Annotated in this window: 28 protein-coding genes; 8 read left to right on the forward strand and 20 right to left on the reverse strand. The window is 73.3% G+C overall.

What is annotated here, in order from left to right; all coding sequences use genetic code 11:
- Window positions 1–24: 24 nt before the first annotated feature.
- From ACFPGP_RS13340 to clpS, 9 genes are all read right to left on the reverse strand, one after another.
- Window positions 25–798, reverse strand: coding sequence for an MBL fold metallo-hydrolase (locus ACFPGP_RS13340; protein ID WP_378590861.1), 774 nt, complete (start codon window positions 796–798; stop codon window positions 25–27).
- On the reverse strand, window positions 795–1,607 hold the full coding sequence (gene murI, locus ACFPGP_RS13345; protein WP_378590863.1) for a glutamate racemase: 813 nt from the start codon (window positions 1,605–1,607) through the stop codon (window positions 795–797). Before murI ends, ACFPGP_RS13340 begins: the two co-directional genes overlap by 4 nt.
- Before the next feature lie 290 nt (window positions 1,608–1,897).
- Window positions 1,898–2,392: a hypothetical protein gene (locus ACFPGP_RS13350; protein ID WP_378590864.1), complete on the reverse strand. Its 495-nt coding sequence runs from the start codon at window positions 2,390–2,392 to the stop codon at window positions 1,898–1,900.
- Window positions 2,393–2,666: 274 nt separating this feature from the next.
- Window positions 2,667–3,614, reverse strand: coding sequence for a PLP-dependent cysteine synthase family protein (locus ACFPGP_RS13355; RefSeq protein ID WP_378590865.1), 948 nt, complete (start codon window positions 3,612–3,614; stop codon window positions 2,667–2,669).
- Between the two features lie 9 nt (window positions 3,615–3,623).
- A complete protein-coding gene (locus ACFPGP_RS13360) occupies window positions 3,624–4,190 on the reverse strand; it encodes an NYN domain-containing protein (protein ID WP_378590867.1) in 567 nt (188 codons plus the stop codon).
- Window positions 4,191–4,200: 10 nt separating this feature from the next.
- Window positions 4,201–4,476, reverse strand: a complete 276-nt coding sequence (locus tag ACFPGP_RS13365; protein WP_378590869.1) for a MoaD/ThiS family protein — start codon at window positions 4,474–4,476, stop codon at window positions 4,201–4,203.
- Complete coding sequence (locus ACFPGP_RS13370) at window positions 4,477–4,920, reverse strand: M67 family metallopeptidase (protein ID WP_378590871.1); 444 nt, start codon at window positions 4,918–4,920, stop codon at window positions 4,477–4,479.
- Window positions 4,921–4,981: 61 nt separating this feature from the next.
- Complete coding sequence (locus tag ACFPGP_RS13375; RefSeq protein ID WP_378590872.1) at window positions 4,982–5,563, reverse strand: DUF2017 domain-containing protein; 582 nt, start codon at window positions 5,561–5,563, stop codon at window positions 4,982–4,984.
- 7 nt (window positions 5,564–5,570) lie between these two features.
- Window positions 5,571–5,813 (reverse strand): ATP-dependent Clp protease adapter ClpS, encoded by a 243-nt coding sequence (clpS, locus tag ACFPGP_RS13380; RefSeq protein ID WP_378591036.1) that lies wholly within the window; start codon window positions 5,811–5,813, stop codon window positions 5,571–5,573.
- A gap of 95 nt (window positions 5,814–5,908) precedes the next feature.
- On the opposite strand from clpS, the gene ACFPGP_RS13385 reads away from it, so the two are divergent.
- The 3 genes from ACFPGP_RS13385 to ACFPGP_RS13395 all read left to right on the forward strand — a co-directional run bounded on the left by ACFPGP_RS13385 (window position 5,909) and on the right by ACFPGP_RS13395 (window position 8,793).
- Window positions 5,909–7,222, forward strand: a complete 1,314-nt coding sequence (locus tag ACFPGP_RS13385; protein WP_378590874.1) for a nicotinate phosphoribosyltransferase — start codon at window positions 5,909–5,911, stop codon at window positions 7,220–7,222.
- Between the two features lie 223 nt (window positions 7,223–7,445).
- The gene (locus ACFPGP_RS13390; RefSeq protein WP_378590876.1) at window positions 7,446–8,018 is read left to right on the forward strand and encodes an isochorismatase family protein; all 573 of its coding nucleotides are present in this window, start codon (window positions 7,446–7,448) and stop codon (window positions 8,016–8,018) included.
- Complete coding sequence (locus tag ACFPGP_RS13395; RefSeq protein WP_378590878.1) at window positions 8,011–8,793, forward strand: enoyl-CoA hydratase-related protein; 783 nt, start codon at window positions 8,011–8,013, stop codon at window positions 8,791–8,793. Before ACFPGP_RS13390 ends, ACFPGP_RS13395 begins: the two co-directional genes overlap by 8 nt.
- 5 nt (window positions 8,794–8,798) lie before the next feature.
- On the opposite strand, the gene ACFPGP_RS13400 is transcribed toward ACFPGP_RS13395, so the two are convergent.
- Window positions 8,799–10,202: an FAD-binding oxidoreductase gene (locus ACFPGP_RS13400; protein ID WP_378590880.1), complete on the reverse strand. Its 1,404-nt coding sequence runs from the start codon at window positions 10,200–10,202 to the stop codon at window positions 8,799–8,801.
- Window positions 10,203–10,289: 87 nt separating this feature from the next.
- On the opposite strand from ACFPGP_RS13400, the gene ACFPGP_RS13405 reads away from it, so the two are divergent.
- Entirely contained in the window at window positions 10,290–11,384 is a 1,095-nt protein-coding gene (locus ACFPGP_RS13405; protein WP_378590882.1) for a helix-turn-helix transcriptional regulator, read from the forward strand.
- Between the two features lie 12 nt (window positions 11,385–11,396).
- On the opposite strand, the gene ACFPGP_RS13410 is transcribed toward ACFPGP_RS13405, so the two are convergent.
- Window positions 11,397–11,921, reverse strand: a complete 525-nt coding sequence (locus ACFPGP_RS13410) for a DUF1697 domain-containing protein (protein ID WP_378590884.1) — start codon at window positions 11,919–11,921, stop codon at window positions 11,397–11,399.
- 53 nt (window positions 11,922–11,974) lie between these two features.
- On the opposite strand from ACFPGP_RS13410, the gene ACFPGP_RS13415 reads away from it, so the two are divergent.
- Window positions 11,975–12,670 (forward strand): TetR/AcrR family transcriptional regulator, encoded by a 696-nt coding sequence (locus ACFPGP_RS13415; RefSeq protein WP_378590886.1) that lies wholly within the window; start codon window positions 11,975–11,977, stop codon window positions 12,668–12,670.
- 6 nt (window positions 12,671–12,676) lie between these two features.
- On the opposite strand, the gene ACFPGP_RS13420 is transcribed toward ACFPGP_RS13415, so the two are convergent.
- Both ACFPGP_RS13420 and hppD read right to left on the reverse strand, forming a co-directional pair.
- Window positions 12,677–13,519: an SDR family oxidoreductase gene (locus ACFPGP_RS13420; protein WP_378590888.1), complete on the reverse strand. Its 843-nt coding sequence runs from the start codon at window positions 13,517–13,519 to the stop codon at window positions 12,677–12,679.
- Window positions 13,520–13,561: 42 nt separating this feature from the next.
- Window positions 13,562–14,803 (reverse strand): 4-hydroxyphenylpyruvate dioxygenase, encoded by a 1,242-nt coding sequence (gene hppD, locus ACFPGP_RS13425; protein ID WP_378590890.1) that lies wholly within the window; start codon window positions 14,801–14,803, stop codon window positions 13,562–13,564.
- An 82-nt stretch (window positions 14,804–14,885) separates the two neighbouring features.
- On the opposite strand from hppD, the gene ACFPGP_RS13430 reads away from it, so the two are divergent.
- Window positions 14,886–15,359, forward strand: coding sequence for an Lrp/AsnC family transcriptional regulator (locus ACFPGP_RS13430; RefSeq protein ID WP_378590892.1), 474 nt, complete (start codon window positions 14,886–14,888; stop codon window positions 15,357–15,359).
- A 9-nt stretch (window positions 15,360–15,368) separates the two neighbouring features.
- Here ACFPGP_RS13430 and ACFPGP_RS13435 read toward each other — a convergent pair whose 3' ends face one another.
- On the reverse strand, window positions 15,369–15,884 hold the full coding sequence (locus tag ACFPGP_RS13435; RefSeq protein ID WP_378590894.1) for a PaaI family thioesterase: 516 nt from the start codon (window positions 15,882–15,884) through the stop codon (window positions 15,369–15,371).
- 54 nt (window positions 15,885–15,938) lie between these two features.
- On the opposite strand from ACFPGP_RS13435, the gene ACFPGP_RS13440 reads away from it, so the two are divergent.
- Complete coding sequence (locus tag ACFPGP_RS13440) at window positions 15,939–16,415, forward strand: winged helix-turn-helix transcriptional regulator (RefSeq protein WP_378590896.1); 477 nt, start codon at window positions 15,939–15,941, stop codon at window positions 16,413–16,415.
- A gap of 8 nt (window positions 16,416–16,423) precedes the next feature.
- Here ACFPGP_RS13440 and ACFPGP_RS13445 read toward each other — a convergent pair whose 3' ends face one another.
- The 5 genes from ACFPGP_RS13445 to ACFPGP_RS13465 all read right to left on the reverse strand — a co-directional run bounded on the left by ACFPGP_RS13445 (window position 16,424) and on the right by ACFPGP_RS13465 (window position 20,249).
- Window positions 16,424–17,059, reverse strand: coding sequence for an IclR family transcriptional regulator (locus ACFPGP_RS13445; protein ID WP_378590898.1), 636 nt, complete (start codon window positions 17,057–17,059; stop codon window positions 16,424–16,426).
- 44 nt (window positions 17,060–17,103) lie between these two features.
- Window positions 17,104–18,876, reverse strand: coding sequence for a DEAD/DEAH box helicase (locus ACFPGP_RS13450; protein WP_378590900.1), 1,773 nt, complete (start codon window positions 18,874–18,876; stop codon window positions 17,104–17,106).
- Window positions 18,873–19,136, reverse strand: a complete 264-nt coding sequence (locus ACFPGP_RS13455; RefSeq protein ID WP_378590902.1) for a DUF3039 domain-containing protein — start codon at window positions 19,134–19,136, stop codon at window positions 18,873–18,875. The genes ACFPGP_RS13450 and ACFPGP_RS13455 overlap by 4 nt, the downstream gene beginning before the upstream one ends.
- Window positions 19,137–19,164: 28 nt before the next feature.
- Window positions 19,165–19,722, reverse strand: coding sequence for a YqgE/AlgH family protein (locus tag ACFPGP_RS13460; protein ID WP_378590904.1), 558 nt, complete (start codon window positions 19,720–19,722; stop codon window positions 19,165–19,167).
- 62 nt (window positions 19,723–19,784) lie between these two features.
- Window positions 19,785–20,249: a hypothetical protein gene (locus ACFPGP_RS13465; RefSeq protein ID WP_378590906.1), complete on the reverse strand. Its 465-nt coding sequence runs from the start codon at window positions 20,247–20,249 to the stop codon at window positions 19,785–19,787.
- Between the two features lie 149 nt (window positions 20,250–20,398).
- Here ACFPGP_RS13465 and ACFPGP_RS13470 point away from each other — a divergent pair, with 149 nt between their 5' ends.
- A complete protein-coding gene (locus ACFPGP_RS13470) occupies window positions 20,399–21,082 on the forward strand; it encodes a TetR/AcrR family transcriptional regulator (protein ID WP_378590908.1) in 684 nt (227 codons plus the stop codon).
- Window positions 21,083–21,151: 69 nt separating this feature from the next.
- On the opposite strand, the gene ACFPGP_RS13475 is transcribed toward ACFPGP_RS13470, so the two are convergent.
- Entirely contained in the window at window positions 21,152–22,168 is a 1,017-nt protein-coding gene (locus ACFPGP_RS13475; protein ID WP_378590910.1) for a DUF3048 domain-containing protein, read from the reverse strand.
- Between the last annotated feature and the right edge of the window lie 121 nt (window positions 22,169–22,289).

A 22,289-nucleotide genomic window follows, 5' to 3' on the forward strand; every position in this document is an offset into this window, starting at 1 on the left:
ACCGGGCGTCGCCCCCGCGCGACCTCAGACCTCGTAGACGGCACCGGCCGTGGCCAGCACCACCTCGCCGTCGTACGACGCGCGGGCGGCGGTGAGCGCCTCCTGCGGGTCGTGCCACGGCGGCACGTGGGTGACGACGAGCCGCCGGGCGTGGGCGCGCCGGGCGGCGTCGCCGCACTCGGCGCCGGTCAGGTGCAGCCCGGTCGGGTTGTCGGCCCCGGAGACGAAGGACGCCTCGGCCAGGAAGAGGTCGGCGTGCTCGGCGATCGCGTGGAGGCCCGGGCAGTCGCCGGTGTCGCCGGAGTACCCGAGGGTCCGGCCGCCCGCGGTGACGCGCAGGCCGAACGCCGGCACGGGGTGGTCGACGGCGACCGGCTGCACGCTGAACGGGCCCACCTCGACGGCGTGGTCGTCGTACACGCGGAAGTCGAACTCGCCGTTCATGCCGGGCTCGGGCGGGAGGTCGTAGGCGCGGGCCATCCGGGCCGCGGTGCCGACCGGGCCCCAGACCGGGATGCGCGGCTGCGGGCCGCTGGGGTGGTAGCGACGCAGGACGTAGTAGCCGGTCAGGTCGAGGCAGTGGTCGGCGTGCAGGTGGCTGAGGAAGACCGCGTCGATGCCGAGCGGGTCGGCGTGGCGCTGCAGCGCACCCAGGCTGCCGCTGCCCATGTCGAGGACGATCCGCCAGGTGCGGCCCGCCTCGTCGGGGGCCTCGACCAGGTAGCAGCTCGCGGGGCTCTCGGGGCCGGGGTAGGAGCCCGAGCAGCCGACGACGGTGAGCCGCATCGACCCGCTCATGCCAGGCCGCCCGCGAACTGGGTGGCGTCGACCATCTCGGGGCCGAGGAAGCGGCGGCCGATCGTCGCGAAGTCGTCGGGGGCGCCGGTCGTGAGGAACGAGTGGGTGGGCTCGCCGCCGGGCCGCATCAGGTCGGTGGCGACGAGCATCTTGTAGACGTCCTTGGCGCACTCCTCGGCGCTGCTGACCAGGGTGACCCCGTCACCCATGACGTAGGAGAGGACGCCGGTGAGCAGCGGGTAGTGGGTGCAGCCGAGCACCACGGTGTCGACGCCCGCCTCGACCAGCGGGTCGAGGTAGTCGTGCGCGACGCCGAGCAGCTCGTCCCCGCCGGTCACGCCGCGCTCGACGAAGTCGACGAAGCGCGGGCAGGCCCGGGTCACGAGCTCGACGTGCGGGGCGGCGGCGAACGCGTCGTCGTAGGCCATCGACTCTGCCGTCGCGCGGGTGCAGATGACACCGATGCGGCCGTTGCGGGTGGCGGCCACCGCCCGGCGGGTGGCGGGCAGGATCACCTCGACCACCGGGACGTCGTAGCGCTCGCGGGCGTCGCGCAGCACGGCCGCGCTGGCGGAGTTGCAGGCGATGACGAGCGCCTTGACGCCGCGCTCGACGAGGTGGTCGAGGCACTCGAGCGCGTACTCGCGCACCTCACCGATCGGCTTCGCGCCGTACGGCTGGCGAGCAGTGTCGCCGACGTAGAGCACCGATTCGTGGGGCAGCTGGTCGATGACGGACCGGGCCACGGTGAGTCCACCGAAGCCCGAGTCGAAGATGCCGATGGGTGCATCGGCGCCACGCGCTGCCACGACGCCCAAGGCTAGGGGTGCGGACCCCCGCGACGCACGCCCACGGCACCGAGACCGTGGTCACGTTCGACCGGGCCCCCTTTCCCCGGCGGGGCCCTCGCCTGCCTCGCCTGCCTCGCGCGCCTCGCCTCCGGCGCTGAGGTAGGGGCTGCCCGAACGTGGCACGTGCCGGCGCCCCTGGGCGCGATGTGCGGCTGACCCCGACGCGCGCTGTCCGCGGCATGAACGGATGGCCGCAGCGAACGCTCTGCGGCAGATGCGGACGTCCCAAGGTTCAGCGGTGGCAGGGATCATCGGCGCTGACGTGCCGCGAGTACGACTCCCACGCCACACACGACGAGACCCAGCAGCCCCGCCGCCATGAAGGCACCCTCGGGTACTGCATCGTCTTGCGCGACCGCGAATTGCCCCGCCTCAGTGGCACTGGTGCACGTCACCGTGTAGGTCGTCCCCGATGCCACGGGGAACCCGAAGGCGGACTCCAGGCCACGTTCTTGGAGGTAGCGGTCTGCCTCTCCGACGGTGACAGAGTCGCCATCTCCCGAGGTCACCTCGCAGGACGGCGCTTGGGACAGACCGGTGGAAGCGTAGATCGTCGCCGAAGTGGATTCCGTTGGAGTGATCTGCACTTGTTCCCCGAAGTCCACGGGCTGCAACTCGGGCATTCGTTGAAGCCATAGGTAACCCACGACTGCCGAGGCCAAGGTGAGCACCGCACCGCCGACGATCAGAGCCTTCGCCCATGGGACGTGCGGCTTGTTGGTGATAGCCAGTGTCTTGGCCATGACTCGATGCTGGCGCTCATCTCGCCAGTGCGGGTAGAGGCGTATTGCCCACGCGTGTGCACATCCGCATCTCGGCAGTTGAGGGCGATCCGGGACGTCATGCGCAATGCCGGTCCCGACCGCCAGAACGTATGACGTTGGCAGCAGGGCCAGCGCTCGCAACCCGGCAGGAGCGGATGAGCCGTCGACCACCCGTGCGGCAGGCCTCACGTGCGTTGGTCGCACGTGCGACCAACGCACCAGCACCACTCCCTGTCGCCCACCCGGGCCCAGGTCAGGCCCAGAGCTGGCCCTCGAGGCGGTCCTCGGCGTCGTCGACCGTGCCCTCGTAGGCGCCGGTGGAGAGGTACTTCCAGCCGCCGTCGCACACCACGAACGCGATGTCGGCCGGCTCGCCGGCCTTGACGGCCTTGGCGGCCTGGCCGAGCGCGGCGTGCAGGATCGCGCCGGTGGAGATGCCGGCGAAGATGCCTTCGAGCTCGAGCAGCTCACGCACCCGGCGCACGGCGTCGCGCGGTCCGACGGAGAAGCGCGCGTCGATCAGCTCGGCGTCGTAGAGCTCGGGGACGAAGCCCTCGTCGAGGTTGCGCAGGCCGTAGACCAGCTCGCCGTACCGCGGCTCGGCGGCGACGATCCGCACGTCGGGCTTGTGCTCGCGGAAGAAGCGCGCGGTGCCCATCAGGGTGCCGGTGGTCCCGAGGCCGGCGACGAAGTGGGTGATCGAGGGCAGGTCGGCGAGCAGCTCGGGACCGGTGCCGTGCTGGTGGGCGAGCGCGTTCGCCTCGTTGCCGTACTGGTAGAGCATCACCCAGTCGGGGTGCTCGGCGGCGATCTGCTTGGCCACGCGCACCGCCTCGTTGGAGCCGCCGGCCGCCGGTGAGGACACGATCTCGGCGCCCCACATGCGCAGCAGCTGGCGCCGCTCCTCGGAGGTGTTCTCGGGCATCACGCAGACGATCCGGTAGCCCTTGAGCTTCGCGGCCATCGCCAGCGAGATGCCGGTGTTGCCCGAGGTCGGCTCGAGGATCGTGCAGCCGGGGCGCAGCAGGCCGTCCTTCTCGGCCTGCTCGACCATGGTGAGCGCCGGACGGTCCTTGATCGAGCCGGTCGGGTTGCGGTCCTCGAGCTTCGCCCACAGCCGGACGTCGGGCGTCGGCGAGAGCCGCGGCAGCCCGACCAGCGGGGTGTCGCCCACCGAGGCGAGCAGGTTGTCGTAGCGCACGGGGTCCTCTCAGACCAGGAAAGTCTCGGGGTCGAAGTCGGCCAGCGCGATGATCCGGACCCGGGGCAGCGGCACGTTGAACGCCCGCACGTCGTCCTCGAGGTCGTAGACCGGGACGTCGAGGGCGGTCAGCCGTCCGCTGACGTACTCGCGCAGGCCGATCACGCCCAGCCGCCGGTCGGGCGAGACCAGCGACCCGAGGTGGTCGGCGAAGTCGGCGTCGTGGCTGACGAGGAGCACGTCGGCCTCGGGGTGCCCGGCGATCGCGGTCAGCGTCCGCTGGATGCCGATGTCGACGACCTTCTCGTCGTGCGACCCCGACAGCGGGATCGGCCGGTACCCGAGCGCCAGCAGGGCGCCGACGAAGCTCGACGGCAGGGTGCCGGTCGAGGCGTTGAGGAAGAACAGGCCGGTGACCGGCTGGCCCCACAACGACTCGGCGAACCCGGTCAGCCGCTCCCAGCGCGGCCGCTCCTCGGGGTTCGGGCGCCGGTTGAGCAGGTTCCCGCCGAGGGTGGCGTCGATGTTCTCCCCGTCGACCAGGACGAAGGTGCGGCGCTCCTCGGATCCGGACACGGGATGCGGCTCAGGCCCCGCCGGCGACGGCCGGCAGCACGACGACCTGGTCGCCGTCGGCCAGCTCGGCCTCGAGGCCGCCGATGAAGCGGACGTCCTCGTCGTTGACGTAGACGTTGACGAAGCGGCGCAGGTCGCCGGCCTCGATCAGGCGCTCCTTGAGGCCGGGGTGGTGCGACTCCAGGTCGTCGATCAGCGCGCCCAGGCTGGCGCCCTCACCGGTGACGGCCTTGGCACCGCCGGTGTAGGTGCGCAGGATGGTCGGGATCCGGACCTCGATGGCCATTCAGCTGCTCCTCGATCGATCGGGGGCGGGGACGACGGTGACCTCTTCCTCGGTCACCTCGCCGTCGACGATTCTGTAGGACCTGAACTCGACCGGGCCGTCGTTATTCCCGTGCTCGCGTGTACTCACCAGCACGTAGTGGGCGTTCGGCTCCATCGCGAGCCCGATGTCGGTGCGGCTCGGGTAGGCCTCGGTGGCGGTGTGTGAGTGGTAGATCACCACCGGCTCCTCGTCGTTCGCGTCCATCTCCTTGTACAGCTGCAGGAGGTCGGCGGAGTCGAACTCGTAGAAGGTCGGGCTGCCCGCGGCGTTCACCATCGCGACGAACCGCTCGGGCGAGTCGCTGCCCTCGGGGCCCGCGACGATGCCGCACGCCTCGTCGGGGTGGTCGCGCTTGGCGTGCGCGACGATGGCGTCGTACGTCGCCCGGTCGATCCTCAGCACGCCTGCCAGCGTAGGACGTGGGTCCGCATGGTGGACGCACGGCCCAGCGTGCGGACGCCGGTCACCACAGCGCCCGCACCAGCGTCTCCTGCAGGTAGCCGACCCACTCGTAGATGTCGTGGGCCTGTGCGCGGGGGTCGTCGTCGGGCAGCGACTCCCAGTAGTCCTCGTCGCCCTCCTCGACCTCGAGCCGGGTGGCGAGCGCGAGCCGGAGGTCGGTGAAGCAGCGCAGCCAGGTCTCGGCGTCCGGCGGGTCGAGCTCGACGTCGATCATCAGGCCGTCCTCGGTGAGCTCCGGGGGCAGGCCGGCCTCCTCGAGGGCGTCGACGACGGCGCAGGCGCCCGCCGCCTTGCCGTCGCGCAGCCCGCCCTCGGTGTAGCGGCGGAACTCCGCCGCCGCCTCCTCGTCGTCGGGGTACGCCGTGGGGAACAGCCGGGCGAGCACCGGGTCGTCGGGGGCCGAGGTCGGCCCGTCGAACCTCACCAGCGCCTCGAGCGGGTCCTGCGTCTCGCGCGGGACGGCCTCCTCGTTGCGCAGCAGCTCGACGAGCTGCGAGGCCAGCGAGCGCAGCAGGTCGGCCTCGAAGCCGGTGAAGGTCGCGATCACGCGGCCGCTGCGCCGGTGCCGGGTGAACCCGCTCACGCAGCGCTCACTGCTTCTCCATCGTGGCCCACAGGCCGTACTCGTGCATCGCCTGCACGTCGCGCTCCATCTCCTCGCGGCTTCCGGTCGAGACCGCCGACCGTCCGTCCTCGTGCACCTCGAGCATCAGCTTCTCCGCCTTCTTCTTGTCGTACCCGAAGTACTTCTGGAAGACGTAGGTCACGTAGGACATGAGGTTCACCGGGTCGTTCCACACCACCGTGACCCACGGCTTGGCGACCACCGTCACCTCGTCCGGGGTGGTGGTCGGGTCGACCTCGACCGGGCTGGTGGCACTCACCCGACCATCGTGGCACACGAGTCGGGCCCCCTAGGCTGGCCCGGGTGACCGTTGATCCGACCGGGGCCCCGACCACGGCGCTGCTCACCGACCACTACGAGCTCACGATGCTCCAGGCCGCGCTCGCCGCCGGCACCGCGCACCGGCGCTCGGTCTTCGAGCTCTTCCCGCGGCGACTGCCCGAGGGCCGTCGCTACGGCGTGGTCGCGGGCGTCGGCCGCGCGCTCGACGCGCTCGAGCGGTTCCGCTACGACGACGCGGCGCTCGCCGCGCTGCGCGAGGGCGAGGTCGTCGACGGGCCCACGCTGGACTGGCTCGCCGACTACCGGTTCGGCGGCGACGTCTGGGGCTACGCCGAGGGCGAGACCTACTTCCCCTCCTCCCCCCTGCTCGTGGTCGAGGGCACCTTCGCCGAGGCGGTGCTGCTCGAGACCCTGCTGCTCTCGATCTACAACCACGACTCCGCGATCGCCTCGGCCGCCTCCCGGATGACCACGGCGGCCGCCGGACGCCCCTGCATCGAGATGGGCTCACGGCGCACCCACGAGGAGGCCGCGGTCGCGGCAGCCCGCGCGGCGTACCTCGCCGGCTTCGCGTCCAGCTCCAACCTGGCCGCCCGCCAGCGGTACGGCGTGCCCACGGCCGGCACCAGCGCCCACAGCTTCACGCTGCTCCACGACTCCGAGGCCGACGCGTTCCGCGCGCAGGTGACCTCGCTCGGCACCGGGACCACGCTGCTCGTCGACACGTGGGACGTCGCCGAGGCGGTCCGGCTCGGCGTCGAGGTGGCCGGGACGGGGCTCGGTGCCGTGCGGCTCGACTCGGGCGACCTCGGCGTGCTGGCCGTCCGGGTGCGCGCGCAGCTCGACGAGCTCGGCGCGACCGGCACCCGGATCATCGTCACCAGCGACCTCGACGAGTTCGCGATCGCCGCGCTCCGCTCGGCGCCCGTGGACGCGTACGGCGTCGGCACCGAGCTGGTCACCGGCTCGGGTCACCCGACCTGCGGCTTCGTCTACAAGCTGGTCGCCCGCGAGGGCGCCGACGGCACGCTCCAGCCGGTCGCCAAGAGCTCGCCCGACAAGGCGAGTGTGGGCGGCCGCAAGTACGCCCTGCGGCGGCGGGACGCCCACGGGGTGGCCGAGGCCGAGGTGATCGGCATCGGCACGCCCCCGCGCGACGACGGCGACGACCGCTCGCTGCTGGTCCCCCTGGTGCGCGGCGGCGAGGTCGTCGGGCGCGAGCCGCTCGAGGTCGCGCGCCGGCGCCACCTCGCCTCCCGCGAGGAGCTGCCCGTGGCCGCGCGGTCGATGTCGAAGGGCGAGCCCGTCATCGAGACCCTCCACGTCGGGGACTGAGCCGCGGCCCTGCTGACCTGCGACTTCTTCTCCGAGTCCCCCGAGATAGGCACCTCGGTCACCGTCGTCCTGCCCCAGGCCACGACCGGGCAGATCGGCGTGGCCGGTGGCGCCCACCCGGGAGACGCCGAGCCGCCGCCGCTGCTCCACCTCCTCCACACGCTCAGCGACGACCGCACCGCCTGGCTGCCCCTGCCGCCCGGCTGCCGCTAGCGTCGGGGCCATGAAGCGCGCGCTGATCGTCGTGGACGTCCAGAACGACTTCTGCGAGGGCGGCTCGCTGCCGGTCGCGGGCGGCGCCCGGGTCGCCCACGACATCGGCGAGGTGCTCCACCGCTGGAGCAGCCGCGCCCTGGGCGCCCCGGACTACGCCCACGTGGTCGCGACCAAGGACCACCACGTCGCCCCGGGCGACCACTGGGCGGAGGAGCCCGACTTCGCGGAGTCGTGGCCGGTCCACTGCAAGGTCGGCACCGACGGCGAGGGCTTCCACCCCAACCTCGACCCGCAGCCCTTCGAGGCGATCTTCCTCAAGGGCGAGCACGCCGCGGCGTACTCCGGCTTCGAGGGCGTCGCCGACGGCGTCGGCCTCGCCGACTGGTTGCGCCGTCACGGCGTCACCGACGTCGACGTGTGCGGGCTCGCCACCGACTACTGCGTGCGGGCGACGGCTCTCGACGCGGTGCGTGAGGGGTTCACGGTGCGCGTGCTCACCCGTCTGTGCGCGGGCGTCGCCGAGCCCACGACGCACGCCGCGCTGGCCGAGATGGCCGGAGCCGGGGTCGACGTTGCCTGACGCCGGGTCCGACCTCCGCACCTCGCTCGACGACGGCGTCCTGCGGGTCGTCCTCGACCGCCCCCACGTGCTCAACGCACTCACCGCAGCGATGGCCGACGACCTCGGCGCGCTGCTCGAGGACACCGTCGGCCGCGACGACGTGCGCTGCGTGGTGATCACCGGCACCGGCGCGGCGTTCAGCACGGGCGCCGACCTCTCCGGCGACGACGCGCACGAGCACTTCGACGTCACCGCGCTCGACCGGGCAAACCGGATCATCCGCGGCATCGTCCGCCTCGACCAGCCGGTCCTGGCCGCGGTCAACGGCGTGGCCGCCGGCGTCGGCTGCTCGGCCGCGCTGGCCGCCGACGTCGTGGTGGCGGCGGAGTCCGCGTCGTTCCTGCTGGCCTTCGCCCGGGTCGGGCTGATGCCCGACGGCGGGGCCACCGCCACCGTCGCGGCGTCCGTGGGGCGCGCGCGAGCCATGCGGATGGCGCTGCTCGCCGAGCCGCTCACCGCGCAGGTGGCCTACGACGCGGGGCTCGTCACCCACGTCGCGCCCGACGCCGAGTTCGTGGCCACCGTCGACCGCCTGGCCCGGCGGCTCGCCTCCGGCCCGCCCCTCGCGCTGGCCGCCGCCAAGCGCGCCGTCAACGCCGCCACGCTCGACGGGCTCGACGCCGCGCTCGAGCGCGAACGCACCGGGCAGGCGCTCCTCCTCCGCACCGCCGACGTGGCGGAGGGGATGCGCGCGTTCTCGGAGAAGCGCCGCCCGGTGTTCCGCGGCGAGTAGCCGCCTCAGGCCAGGCGCGGGCACGGCGCGAGGTTCTGGTTGAGCCGGAACACGTTGTCCCGGTCCCACTCCTGCTTGAGCGCGACCAGCCGCTCGTACGACGCGCCGTACGCCTCGCGGACGCGGTCGGCACCCTCGTCCCCGAGGTGGTTGACGTAGGTGCCGACCGACCAGGGACGCAGGGCCTCCCAGACGCCGCGGGCCCAGGCGACGTGCGGCTCGGGCGACTCCTCGGGGTCGAGCCAGATCGCGACCGCGGTCACCATCCACGCGGCGCCGCGCGCCGGGTAGGCGGTGCCGCCCTCGGGCTCGCGGTCGAGCGCGCCGCCGAGCTGGTGCAGCAGCAGCTGGCAGTGCGGCGAGCTGGCCCGGTGGTGCCAGTCGGCGAGCACGGTGAGCGCGTCGTCGTCGAGCGGGCCGAGGAAGTCGGACTTCACGTAGGCCCGACGCGCCGGCGGGAGGGTCTTGTCCACGACCTGCTGGAGCTCGACGTAGCTCAGCTCGCGCAGCGTGTCGACGACCGGCCCGGTGGCCTGCAGCGGCGCCAGCGTCGCCCGCCCCTCCTCGACCGCGCCGCAGTGCGCGCCCGCGAGCACGCAGACCGGAGAACCCACGGCCTCCGGGGGCACGAACGGCGCGTCGGGCGCGGTCACCAGCGCGGCCATCAGCCGGGTCTCCTCGGGCACCCGCCCGGCGAGGTCGACCAGCGAGCGCAGGGCCTCGACGTCGCGCGCGCCGGGGTGGATCACCTCCCCGCCCCACAGCACCGGGCCGACCGGGTGCAGGTCGAGCTCGAGGGCGGTCACGACGCCGAAGTTGGCGCCGGCGCCGCGCACCGCCCAGAACAGCTCGGGGTGCTCGGTCGCCGAGGCGCGCACGACCCGCCCCTCCGCGGTGACCATGGTGACCGCGCGGAGGTTGTCGCAGGCCAGGCCGTGCGTGCGGCCGAGCCAGCCGATGCCTCCACCGAGCGTCAGTCCGGCCACGCCGGTGTCGGAGACCTCGCCGCCGGGCACCGCGAGGCCGTGCTCCTGGGTGGCGGCGTCCAGCTCGCGCCAGATCACGCCGGGCTCGACGGTCGCGATCCGGCGGGCGGGGTCGACCGCGATCCCCTTCATCGGTGACAGGTCGACGACCACGCCGTCGTCGCAGACGCCGAGGCCGGCCATGCTGTGGCCGCCGGCGCGCACCGCGACGACGAGGCCGTGGGCGCGGGCGTGGGCGACCGCGGCACGGACGTCATCGGTGTCGTGGCAGCGCAGCACGAGCGAGGGGTAGCGGTCGATCGCGTGGTTCCACACGCGGCGGGCCGCGTCGTACGACGGGTCGCCGGGGACGACGACCTCGCCGCGAAAGCCCTCGACGCGGGGCCGGGTGGACGGGACGGGGAGGTGGGTGTCGGTGGTCATGCCGGGACCGTAGGAAGGCAGGGCGCTCCCGCGGCACCCCTCGTTTCTGGGGTGTTCGCCGGACGGGCGGCTGCCTACGCTGGCCCCGTGTCCAGCACCGCCTCGTCCCGGCTCGGTCGCACCCGCGGCGACGTCGAGCGTGTCGCCGGGCGCGCCACCGACGTGGCCGGCCTGTTCGAGGGCGTGGCGGGCGTCGTCGGCGACGTGCTGCCGGTGAGCGGCTGGTGCGCCCACACGCTCGACCCGACGACCGCGATGGTGACCGGCGGCGTGGCGCACGAGGGCTACCGCGCCGACCTGGTGCCGCGGCTGCTGGAGATCGAGTACGTCGTGGGCGACGTGAACCCCTTCGACGAGCTGCTCCACCAGCCCTCCCCCGCCGGGGTGCTGCACGACGCCACCGACGGCGAGCCCACCCGGAGCCTGCGCTACACCGACGTGATGGTGCCGTCGGGCATCGAGCACGAGCTGCGCGTCGTCCTCCGCCACCAGCAGCGGCCGTGGGGGGCGCTGGTGCTGCTGCGCGACCCCGACGGGCCGGCCTTCACCGCCCGCGAGCGCGACGCGGTCGCCGGGCTCGGCCCGACCCTCGCATTGTCGCTGAAGCGGATGCTGCTGCGCGGCTTCGTCGACTCCGGCGGGGTTCCGGAGCACGCCGGGCTGCTGGTGATCGGCGCCGACGGGGACGTCGAGAGCGCCACGACCGAGGCGGAGCACTGGCTCGACGACCTCCGCGACCACGACGGCGCTGTGCCGCTGCCGGTGCGGGCGCTGGCCTCGTCGGCCGGCGACGCCGACGGGCGGGCCGTGCGGGCCCGGGCGCGGGGGCGCTCCGGCACCTGGCTGACCCTGACCGCCTGGCGTCTGGGTGACCGGGTCGCGGTCTCGATGGAGTCCGCGGCGCCGCACGACCTGACCGCGCTGGCGCTCGAGGCCTACTCGCTCTCGCCGCGGGAGCGGGAGATCGTGGAGCTGGTGCTCCTGGGCTGGTCGACCGCGGAGATCGGCACCCGCCTGCACCTCTCGCCGTACACGGTGCAGGACCACCTCAAGACCGTCTTCGACAAGACCGGGGTGCGCAGCCGCCGCGAGCTGGCCGCCGACCTGTTCTTCCGCCACTACCTGCCGCGCATCGAGCGCGGTGCGCGGCTCAACGCCGACGGCTGGTTCGCCGACGACTGAGGACCTGGTCGCTCAGCACCACCTCTCGACGAGCGCCCGGATCACCGTCACGTTGCGGTTGGTGGCCACACCGAGGTGCTTCTCGACAGCCGCGTTGGTCAGCTTCGCCTCGTGGTAGCTGCCGCCGAGCAGCAGGTGCACCGCGCGACCGCCGACCTTGGCGACCTCGTCGGCGGTCGCGAGCTCCTCGACCTTGCGGATCGCGGCCTTCGTCGGCGGCTCCTTGAGCAGCGAGACGTAGTGGCGGCCGTCGTGGCCGAAGCTCTCGGCGTGCTCCGCGATCTCGCACAGCTCCGCCGGGGTGAACGCGATGGTCGGCACCTCGAAGCCCCGGTCGACGAGGAAGGCCTTCTCCAGGGCTGCCTCCACGCGGGCACGGGAGCGCATGCCAGTGCTGACCCGGACGTTGCCGGTGTTGATGTACGTCGCGACGTCGGTGAAGCCCGCCCCCTCGGCGGCCGCGACGATCGCGTCCTTCGGGAACTTGCGGTTGGCCCCGAGGTTGATCGCCCGGAGGAACGCGATGTGGGTCGGCACCCGCACATCCCACCGCAGGGGGCGTGTCGGCGCCAGCCCCTACGCTGAGTCGCATGGCACGAGGCGACGACGGCCGCAGCACCCGGTGGGACGGTCACCGCGAGGAGCGGCGCGCCGAGCTGGTGCAGGCCGCGGTGCGGGCGATCGACCGGCACGGCCCGCAGGCGGGGATCGCCGAGATCGCCGCCGAGGCCGGCGTGAGCAAGCCGGTGCTCTACCGCTACTTCACCGACAAGGACGAGCTGCACGCCGCGGTCGGCCAGTGGGGCGCGGGCGAGGTGCTCGACCGGGTGCTCCCCGCCCTGCGCGCCGACGTGCCGGTCCGCGAGCGGGTCGCGCGCGGGGTCGACGCCTACCTCGGCACCCTCGAGGAGCACCCGCAGGTCTTCCTCCTGCTGGTGCGCCACCGCGGGGCCGACCCGCTCGCCCACGGCAAGGCCACGATCGCGGCGGCCTTCTCGCGGATCCTCGGCGACACCCTGCGCGGCCTCGACGTCGACGCCGGTGGCGCCGAGCCCTGGGCGGAGGGCGTGGTCGGGGTCGGGCTGGCGGTCGGCGAGTGGTGGGTCGAGCGGCGCACGATGAGCCGGGCCGCGGTCGGCGACTACCTCACCGCCTTCCTCTGGCACGCCTTCGAGGGCGCCGCCGGCGAGCTCGGCGTCCCGCTGTCGGCGCTCGACCACCCCCGTGAGGCGCCTCCGGGCGAGGTGCACCGGTTCCCCGGTCACGATGCCGCGCGGCGGGGCTGACGCCCGTCAGCCGCGGCGGGCGCGCTCCTCGTACGCCGCGCGGGCGCCATCGTCGACGTCCGCAAGCAGGGCGTCGGCCGCGAAGGCGCGGGCCATGGCCTCCTGCACGCGCCGCGGGAGCGCCTGGGTCAGCTTGGTCACCGGCTGGGTCCAGCCGGGCACCCACACCTCGGCGCGCGGGCGGCGGACGACGTCCTCGACCACCGCGGCCACGTCCGCGGGCGTGACGTCGGGGACGCCGCGCGCCTGCGCGACGCCCGCGGCGAGCTCGGTGCGCACGACCGTCGGCATCACCATGGACACCTCGACACCGGCCGGCCCGAGCTCGCTGCGCAGCGCCTCGGTGAGCCCGACGACCGCGTGCTTGGAGGCCGAGTAGGTCGCGCCGTTCGCGACTGCGACCCGGCCCACCGCCGAGGCGATGTTCACGACCTGACCCCGGCCGCGCTCGACCATGCCCGGCGCGACCGCCTTCGTGCCGTTCACGACACCGAGCAGGTTGACGTCGATGATGCGGCGGGTCACCGCGTCGGGCTCCTCGAGCAGCGGACCGAGCGGCATGATGCCGGCGTTGTTGACCAGCACGTCGACCGGGCCGAGCGCGGCGGTCGCGTCGAGGAAGGCCGTCCACGACTCCGGCGCGGTGACGTCGAGCGGGGCGGCGACGACCCGGTCGCCGTGCTCCCCCGCGACCGCGGCCGCGAGGTCGGCGTCGAGGTCGCCGAGCGCCACCCGGCACCCCGCGCGCGCCAGCCGGTCGACGGTGGCGCGGCCGATCCCGCGCGCGCCGCCGGTCACGACCACGACCAGGCCGGCGACGTCCCGGCCCCTGCTCCTGCGTCGGCTCATGCCGCGCAGGCTAGCCGCCGGTGACGGCCCCCGGGTCGCGTCTCAGAGGTTGCCGCGCAGCTCCTGCTCGCGCTCGATGGCCTCGAAGAGCGCCTTGAAGTTGCCCTTGCCGAAGCCGAGCGACCCGTGCCGCTCGATGAGCTCGAAGAAGACCGTCGGCCGGTCGCCGAGCGGCCGGGTGAAGATCTGCAGCAGGTAGCCGTCCTCGTCGCGGTCGACGAGGATCCCGCGCTTCTGCAGCTCCTCGATCGGCACCCGCACCTCGCCGATGCGGGCGCGCAGCTCGGGGTCCTCGTAGTAGGAGTCGGGCGTCGAGAGGAACTCCACGCCGTTGGCACGCAGGGCGTCGACCGAGGCGATGATGTCGCCGGTCGCGACCGCGAGGTGCTGGGCGCCCGGGCCGCGGTAGAACTCGAGGTACTCGTCGATCTGCGAGCGCTTCTTGGCGACGGCCGGCTCGTTGAGCGGGAACTTCACCCGGTGGTTGCCGTTCGCGACCACCTTGCTCATCAGGGCGGAGTAGTCGGTGGCGATGTCGTCGCCGATGAACTCCGCCATGTTCACGAAGCCCATCACGCGGTTGTAGAAGTCGACCCACTCGTCCATGTGGCCGAGCTCGACGTTGCCGACGACGTGGTCGAGGGCCTGGAAGATCCGCCGCGGCTGACCCTCCCGCTTCTCGTAGGTCGAACGCTTCGCGACGTAGCCCGGCAGGTAGGGGCCGCTGTAGCGGCTGCGGTCGACCAGCGTGTGCACGGTCTCGCCGTACGTCGCGATCGAGGCGATGCGCACGGTGCCGTGCTCGTCGGTGACGTCCTCCGGCTCGCGGACGACGCGCGCGCCGGCCCGGCGGGCCTGGGCGATGCACCTGTCGACGTCGGGCACCTCGAGCGCGATGTCGACCACGCCGTCGCCGTGCCGGCGGTGGTGGTCGGCCAGCGGGCTGTCGGGGTCGACCGCCCCGTTGAGCACGAACCGGATCGAGCCGGAGCGGAGCACGAACGACTTGTGGTCGCGGTTGCCGTTCTCGGGGCCGGAGTAGGCGACGAGCTCCATGCCCCACGCGGCCTGGTAGTAGTGCGCGGCCTGGGTGGCGTTGCCGACGACGAAGACGATCGCGTCCCAGCCGGTGACGGGGAAGACGTCGCCCTCCTCGTCGTACTCGACGAGGCCGACCAGCTGGCGCAGCTGGTCGAGGGTCAGGTCGGCCTTGAGCTCGTCGGTGGTCAGCGCGCCCCCGGTGGAGGGGACGTCGGCGGCAGTCCGTGCGTCGGTGGAGGTCATGGGCGTCACCCTCTCGATTCCCGGGCAGAGTGTGCAACAGTAGGCCGAAACCCTGGACAACCTGCACAGCAGAGGAGCCGCTGTGGACGACCTGGACGGCAGATTGATCGAGGTCTTCGCTCGCCACCCGCGGCTCGGGGTGCTCGAGGCCTCGCGCCGGCTCGGCGTGGCCCGCGGCACCGTCCAGGCCCGGCTCGACCGGCTGGCCGAGCGGGGCGTGATCACGGGGTGGGGCCCGGAGCTCTCGACGGCGGCGCTGGGCTACCCGGTGACGGCGTTCCTGACGCTCGAGATCCGGCAGGGCGCCGGCCACGAGCAGGTCGCCGGGCACCTCGCCACGATCCCCGAGGTGATCGAGGCGCACACGATCACCGGGGCCGGCGACATGTGGGCGCGCGTGGTCGCGGCGTCCAACGCCGACCTCCAGCGGGTGATCGACCGCGTGCTGAGCGACCCGGGGATCGTGCGCTCCTCGACCGTGATCGCCCTCGAGGAGCAGGTGTCCTACCGGGTGCTGCCACTGGCCGCCGAGGCGGCTGCCGGCGATGGCAGCTGAACGCCCCGCCTAGGCCACCGCCGGGAAGATCATGCAGGTCGACGTCGCGTGGGCGACCAGCCTGCCGCGCTCGTCGGCGAGCTGCGACTGCGCCAGCGCCGTCCGACGTCCGCGCTGGATCACCGTGCCCTCGCACGTGAGGAGTCCGGACTCGACCGTGACCGGCCGCAGGAACTTCACCGTCAGGTCCACCGAGGTGTAGAGCTCGCCGGGCGCGAGCGTGGTGTGCACGGCGCACGCCGCCGCGGTGTCGAGCAGCGTGGAGATGACGCCCCCGTGGACCCCGCCGAGCGGGTTGTAGTGGAACTCCTCGGCCGGCATCTCGACCACCACCCGCCCGGCCTCCGGGCGGAAGCCGGTGATGCCCAGCGTGTCCATGATCGGCGGGGGCGGAACTGTGCCCTCGGCCATCGCCTCCAGCTGGGCAAGGCCGTCGAGCTCGAGCAGCGCGGCGAGGTCGGCCTGGCCCGGCGAGGTCCAGCTGAACGTGCGGGACTCGGTGCGGAAGGGCTGGGTCTGGGTCACGGACGCAGCGTGGCACGCGTTGCTGAGTCTGTCAATGAGACTTAGGATGGGCCCATGACCACGTCACCCCCCGCCCTCGCTTGGTCGACCGCCAACTGCACCGTGGGCCGGGCGATGGACGTGCTCGGCGAGCGCTGGACCTTCGTGGTGCTGCGCGAGGTCTTCAACGGCGTACGGCGCTTCGACGACATGCGCCGCCACGTCGGCATCCCGCGGCAGGTGCTGACCGGACGGCTCGGACTCCTGGTGGACCAGGGCATCCTGCGTCGCGAGCCCTACCGCGAGCCCGGGCAGCGCGAGCGCCACGAGTACCGCCTGACAGAGAAGGGCTTCGACCTCTACCCCGTGCTCGTGGCGGTGCGGGCCTGGGGCGACCGCTACCTCGCGGACCCCGAAGGCTCGCCCGTGGAGTTCGAGCACGTCGGGTGCGGCGAGGAGGTCGACCTGGTGCTGCGATGCCGGGCAGGGCACGAGGTGACCGGGCAGCGCGACGTCGCCACCCGACCGGGTCCCGGGATCCGGCCCGCCTGAGGCCGCCGCTAGGTCAGCCCGGTGGCGAGTCGGCCGGCGGCCAGCACCACGCGCGGGCCCCAGCGCTGCTCGTCGATCTGCTCGAGGCTGATCACGCCGACGCTCGCCTCGAGCCCCTCGACCCCGCCCACCGGGGCGGCCAGGCCCCAGGCGCCCGACTGCAGCTCACCGGTGGTGACCACCCAGGGGGGCGCGTGGTCGGTGCGGCCGAGGAGGATCGCCTTGCCGGCGGCGCCCCGGGTCAGCGGGTGCCGGGCGCCCACCCGGTAGGAGACGTGGAAGTCGGTCCACGACGGCTCGACGACGGCGAGGGCCAGCGCCTCGTCGCCCTCGGAGACGGTCAGGTGCGCGGTCGCGCCGACCTCCTCGGCCAGCTCGCGCAGCACCGGCAGTGCCAGGTCGCGCAGCACCGGGTGGACGGCGGCCGCGAGGTGCAGGATGCCCAGCCCGACGTGGAGGCGTCCCCGCCCGTCGCGCCGCACCAGCGCCCGGCGCTCGAGGGTCGTCACCAGGCGGTAGACGACCGTCCTGTTGACGCCGAGACCGGCGGCGAGCTCGGTCACCGTCAGGCCGCCGGGTGCGTCGGCCAGCGCCCGCAGCACCTGCAGCCCCCGGTCGAGCGTCTGCGCGGTCTCGGCGGGCATCCTCCGACCCTAGGGCACGTCTCGCCGGGGACGGCACCGCTTTGTCAGGAGGTACGGCGGGCGGCCCAGGCGCGCAGCTGGTCGATCCGGGCGTTCAGCTGGTCGGCGCTCGCGACGGCGGCCGCGGGCCCGCCGCACTCCTTGCGCAGCGCGGCGTGGGTGATGCCGTGCGCCTGGCCGGTGCGGTGGTGCCAGGCGGCCACGAGCCCGTTCAGCTCGCGACGCAGCACCGCGAGCTGCTCGTGGGTCGTGATCTCCTGCACGGCGTCCTCGTCGGCGGCGTCCCTGCGCTGGCGCCTGGCCCGCTCGGACTGCCGCGAGTGCAGCAGCGCGCGCACCTGGTCGGGCTCGAGCAGCCCGGGGATGCCGAGGAAGTCCATCTCCTCGTCGGAGCCGACGTGCACCTCGCCGGCGTGGCCGAACGCCGCGCCGTCGTACAGCACGTGGTCGAAGCGCGCCTCCGAGCCCAGGGCCTCGTAGGAGCCGGTGAGCTCGTCGGAGGCCCCCTCCCCCGCCTCGGCGCGGGCGAGGAGGTCCTGCTCGGCGGCGAAGATGTCGCCCTCGTCCTGCACCGCACGGCCGAGCACATGGTCGCGCTCGACCTCCATCTCCGCAGCGTGGCCGAGCAGCCCGGGCACCGACGGCAGGAACACCGACGCCGTCTCGCCACGCCCGCGGGCCCGCACGAAGCGGCCGACGGCCTGGGCGAAGAAGAGCGGCGTCGCGGTGGTCGTCGCGTAGACGCCGACCGCCAGCCGCGGCACGTCGACGCCCTCGGACACCATCCGGACCGCGACCATCCAGCGGTCCTCGCCCTCGGTGAAGGCCTGGATGCGCGACGACGCCGCCTTCTCGTCCGAGAGCACCAGCGTGGGCGACTCGCCGCTGACCTGCTTGAGCAGCGTGGCGTAGGCGCGCGCGGAGTCCTGGTCGGAGGCGATCACCAGCCCGCCGGCGTCGGGCACGTGGCGCCGTACCTCCGAGAGCCGCCGGTCGGCGGCGGCGAGCACCGAGGGGATCCACGACCCCGCCGGGTCGAGCGCGGTGCGCAGCGCCTGGGCGGTGAGGTCCTTGGTCAGCGGCTCGCCGAGGCGGGCGGCGATCTCGTCTCCGGCGCGGGTGCGCCACTGCATCTCGCCGGAGTAGGCGAGGAAGAGCACCGGCCGGACGACGTGGTCGGCCAGCGCGTGGCCGTAGCCGTAGGTGAAGTCGGCGACCGAGCGCGGCACGCCGTCGGCCCCGGGCGCGTAGGTGACGAAGGGGATCGGGTTGACGTCGGAGCGAAACGGCGTGCCGGTGAGGGCCAGCCGCCGGGTGGCGGGCTCGAACGCCTCGCGCACCCCCTCGCCCCACGACAGCGCGTCACCGGCGTGGTGCACCTCGTCGAGGATCACCAGCGTCTTGAACCGCTCGGTGCGGATCCGCAGCGCGAGCGGGTTCACCGCCACGCCGGCGTAGGTGACCGCGATGCCGACGTAGTCCTGCGACGTGCGGCCCTTGCCCGCGGCGTACGCCGGGTCGATCGGGATGCCGGCCCGGGCCGCGGCCTCGGCCCACTGCAGCTTGAGGTGCTCGGTGGGCGCGACGATCGTGATCCGGTCGACCAGCCGCCGGCCGAGCAGCTCGGCGGCGACGGTCAGCGCGAACGTCGTCTTGCCGGCGCCCGGCGTGGCCACCGCGAGGAAGTCGCGCGGGGACCGCTCGCGGTAGGACTCGAGGGCCGCCGTCTGCCAGGCCCGCAGGGACGGGGCCGTGCCCCAGGCCGCGCGCTCGGGCCAGGCGGGTGGCAGCGGGACGGCGTCGTGCCGTCCGCTCACTCCGCGTCGTCCCCGTCGTCGGGACGCAGGCCGTCCCAGATCTCCTGGCACTCGGGGCAGACCGGGAACTTCTCCGGCGCGCGGCTCGGCACCCACACCTTGCCGCACAGCGCGATGACGGGCGTGCCCATCACCATCGCCTCGGTGAGCTTGTCCTTCTCGACGTAGTGCGAGAAGCGCTCGTGGTCACCCTCGTCGGTCGGCTGGGTGCGCCGATCCTCGATCGTCTGGGTCCCGGGGGAGAAGCCGATGGTGCTCATCGGGGGAGAGTCTAGGCGGTTGCCTGCATCAATTCAGGTCGGGATCGACGGGGCGCGTCGAGTGCCAGGCCAGCTCGCCGGGCTGGCGGCGCAGCACGTCGCGCCACAGGTCGGTGGGATCGAGCCGGAAGACGTCGGAGCCCTCCGCCGGCACGACGTACCAGCTGCCCTCCTCGATCTCGCCGTCGAGCTGGTCGGCGCCCCAGCCGGCGTACCCGGCGAAGATCCGCATGCCGTCGATGCTGCCGTCGATCAGCTCGACGGGCGTGTCGAGGTCGACCACGCCGAGGGTCCCCCAGACCTCGCGGAAGCCGACGGGGACGTCGTCGGGGCGCGACAGGCTCGCCACCGCCAGCGCTCCCTCGGTGCTGACCGGGCCGCCGTGGAAGAGCACCTCGGGCTCGGCGACCACCTCGCTCCAGCCCTCGAGGACCTCCGCGACCGGGACGACGCTCGGCCGGTTGAGGACGACGCCGAGCGCGCCGTTCTCGTCGACGTCGAGGAGGAGCACGACGGTGTCGGCGAAGTTGGGGTCGAGCAGCACCGGTGTCGCCACCAGCAGCATCCCCGCCCGCGCCTCTCCCATGTGCCCATCATGGCCGATCCGGGGCGCCGCGGGGCGGCTCTCGTGGTGCTCGGCCCGGTGGGTCAGGCGGCCACCGCCGCCGTGGCCCGGGCCCGCTGCTCGATCTGCTCGCCCACGCGGACGGCGGTGCGGTCGGCGGCGCTGGAGCGGCCGGCCATCACGGCGAGCAGCACGTGCTCCTTGGCGGTCGCCCGGGCCAGGGCGTCGGCCATGGCGGCGTCGCCCGGTCGCTCGCGGTAGTGGTCGAGGATCGCCCGGATGCCGGGGAGCTCCCCTGCGGTCCGGCGCCAGGCGGCGACGACCGTAGCCTCGAGGTCCATCGGCTGCGTCATCAGCTCGCGCTCGATCCGGCCGGCGAGCCGGGTGTGCCAGCGCAGCGAGAGCGCCCCGACGAGGGAGAGCTCGTCACCGAAGGTCTCGGCGACGCCCTCGACGTCCATCGGGAGGAGGCCGTCGCGGCGGGTGTCGGCCGTGGTGATCAAGGTGCGGAGGATCTCTCCGCGGCGGTGGAAGGACTTCCAGGTCATGGTCAGCTCCTGTCTGCACGCGGTACATACCGTGGGTACGTACTGAAAGTATGCGACATGCCAAGGGTATCCAAACCACCTTCCGGCGGCCCGGAGGTGATCCGGGTCACCGGGACGACACCGTGAGTGTGACCACCTACACTCCCCCGGTGAGCAAGTCGACGGTCGCCAAGCTGGTCCCGCGTGTTCCCTCGGTCCCGGGCTCCGGCCGCCGCGCGCAGTACTCCGCCTCCACCAAGCGCGCGCTGGTCGAGGTCGCGGAGCGGCTCTTCACCGAGAGCGGGTACGCCGCGACCTCGCTCGACGCGATCGTGGCCGGCGCCGACGTCACCAAGGGCGCGCTCTACCACCACTTCTCCGGCAAGCAGGCGCTGTTCGAGGCGGTCTTCGAGCGGGTGGAGGGCGAGGCGGCGCGCACCATCCAGGACTCCCTCAAGGGACACCAGGACCCGTGGGAGAAGGCTCGGGCCGGACTCCGCGCGTTCCTCGAGGTCGTGCGCGAGCCCACCTACCGCCGGGTGGTGATCCAGGAGGGGCCCGCCGTCCTCGGCTACGCCCGCTTCCGCGAGCAGGAGGAGCGCACGACGTTCGCGATCGTGGTCGACATCGTCCGCTCGGTGCTCACCGCGGGCGACTGGGACCTCGACGAGGACATCCTCGAGACCTTCGCCCGGATCTTCTTCGGCGCCATGTCCTCGGCGGGCGAGTCCGTCGCCACCGCCGACGACCCGCAGGCCGCGGCCGCCAACGTCGAGACCGCGATCGGCTTCATCCTCGCCGGCTTCCAGGCCCTGGCCGACCAGGGCGTCGACCTGCCGTCCGCCAGCGACTGACCCTTCTCCACAGGCAGAGCCCCCGACCGACGCTGACCCGCCGTTAGTTAACGGCGGGTCAGCGTGAGGTCAGTTGAACTGCACGGATCCGTTGTCCTGCGGGACCAGCTCGATCCAGGTGTGACCGGCCGGGACGGTCAGCTTGCCGGCCTTGGTCGAGAGGGTGATCGTGCCGTCGAGGCCGTCCTTCTGCCAGGTGCCGCGCACGAGCTGGCCGCCGTGGAAGAGCATCGCCTCACCCTTGCCCTCGAACTCCGTCTCGGGGACCGGGTTGCCGGCGGGGTCGAGGTAGCCGGCGTCGCCGACCTTCACCCGCAGCACCAGCACGTTGTCGGCGGAGAACTCGTCGCCCTGCCCGGCGTACCCGTTGGTGTTCTGGTAGGACCCGCCCTGGTACTTCCACTCGGTCGTGTGGCCGCCGAAGGACGCCGTGATCGCGGTGGCCTTCTGGCCCTGCGGGAAGTCGGACTCGTCGCCCCACGGCAGGTAGTCGTCGGGGCGGACCTCGTCCTGCTGGTCGATCTTGTCGGCGATCGTGGTCAGGTCGGCCATCACGTTGTACGGCGCGCTGCGGTCGGTGGCACGCGTGATGCCGGCGGCGCCCTCGGCGACGAAGTCGATCCCCGCGCCCGAGATGCGCTTGATGGTGCGGGGGGCGGCGCCGCTGGTCACCACGGTGGCGTCGGTCGAGGAGACGATGCCGATGTCGCTGGCGCGCATCGAGCGCACCGGGCCCACCTCGTCGGGCAGGTCGGAGTAGAAGAACACCGCGAGCCGCGTCAGGCCGCCCTCGACGAGCTCCTCGACGACCATGTCCGCGCTGCCGAGCCCGACCTGCGGGGCGCTGGAGGAGGTGTTGTCGATCTTGGTGACGATCACCGGGTGGTCCTGGGCGGCGCTCTCGTCCCCGGTGACCTCGAGGCCGGTCAGTGGCCAGGTCGAGTCGAGGGTCGAGCCGCCGGCCACGGCCTGGGGCGAGGAGTCGGCGGTGGGCTCCTCGTCGTCACCGCTGCACCCGGCGAGGGTGAGGGCGGTCGCCGCGAGGGTGACGGCGGCGAGGGTGCGTCGGAAGTGCGAGCGGCGCACGGGATCTCCGTTCGTGGACTGCAGTTTGTCGAGTGATTGTGTAGTGGACGACTACTCTTTCACGTCGTCCCAGTGTGGACGCGGACACCCTCCCCGTGGGGAGGCGCGCCCCGGTCGTGAG

The sequence above is a fragment of the Nocardioides taihuensis genome, from assembly GCF_042657275.1.
Taxonomy (GTDB): Bacteria; Actinomycetota; Actinomycetes; order Propionibacteriales; family Nocardioidaceae; genus Nocardioides; species Nocardioides taihuensis.

Coding starts and splice junctions, on each gene's coding strand:
- ACFPGP_RS13465 (WP_378590906.1), bottom strand. CDS start 20,249: ATGACCTGGAAGTCCTTCCACCGCCGCGGAGAGATCCTCCGCACCTTG.
- ACFPGP_RS13420 (WP_378590888.1), bottom strand. CDS start 13,519: ATGAGCCGACGCAGGAGCAGGGGCCGGGACGTCGCCGGCCTGGTCGTG.
- ACFPGP_RS13400 (WP_378590880.1), bottom strand. CDS start 10,202: ATGACCACCGACACCCACCTCCCCGTCCCGTCCACCCGGCCCCGCGTC.
- ACFPGP_RS13455 (WP_378590902.1), bottom strand. CDS start 19,136: ATGAGCACCATCGGCTTCTCCCCCGGGACCCAGACGATCGAGGATCGG.
- ACFPGP_RS13340 (WP_378590861.1), bottom strand. CDS start 798: ATGAGCGGGTCGATGCGGCTCACCGTCGTCGGCTGCTCGGGCTCCTAC.
- ACFPGP_RS13445 (WP_378590898.1), bottom strand. CDS start 17,059: ATGCCCGCCGAGACCGCGCAGACGCTCGACCGGGGGCTGCAGGTGCTG.
- ACFPGP_RS13390 (WP_378590876.1), top strand. CDS start 7,446: ATGAAGCGCGCGCTGATCGTCGTGGACGTCCAGAACGACTTCTGCGAG.
- ACFPGP_RS13365 (WP_378590869.1), bottom strand. CDS start 4,476: ATGGCCATCGAGGTCCGGATCCCGACCATCCTGCGCACCTACACCGGC.
- ACFPGP_RS13440 (WP_378590896.1), top strand. CDS start 15,939: ATGACCACGTCACCCCCCGCCCTCGCTTGGTCGACCGCCAACTGCACC.
- ACFPGP_RS13350 (WP_378590864.1), bottom strand. CDS start 2,392: ATGGCCAAGACACTGGCTATCACCAACAAGCCGCACGTCCCATGGGCG.
- hppD (WP_378590890.1), bottom strand. CDS start 14,803: ATGACCTCCACCGACGCACGGACTGCCGCCGACGTCCCCTCCACCGGG.
- ACFPGP_RS13415 (WP_378590886.1), top strand. CDS start 11,975: ATGGCACGAGGCGACGACGGCCGCAGCACCCGGTGGGACGGTCACCGC.
- ACFPGP_RS13460 (WP_378590904.1), bottom strand. CDS start 19,722: ATGGGAGAGGCGCGGGCGGGGATGCTGCTGGTGGCGACACCGGTGCTG.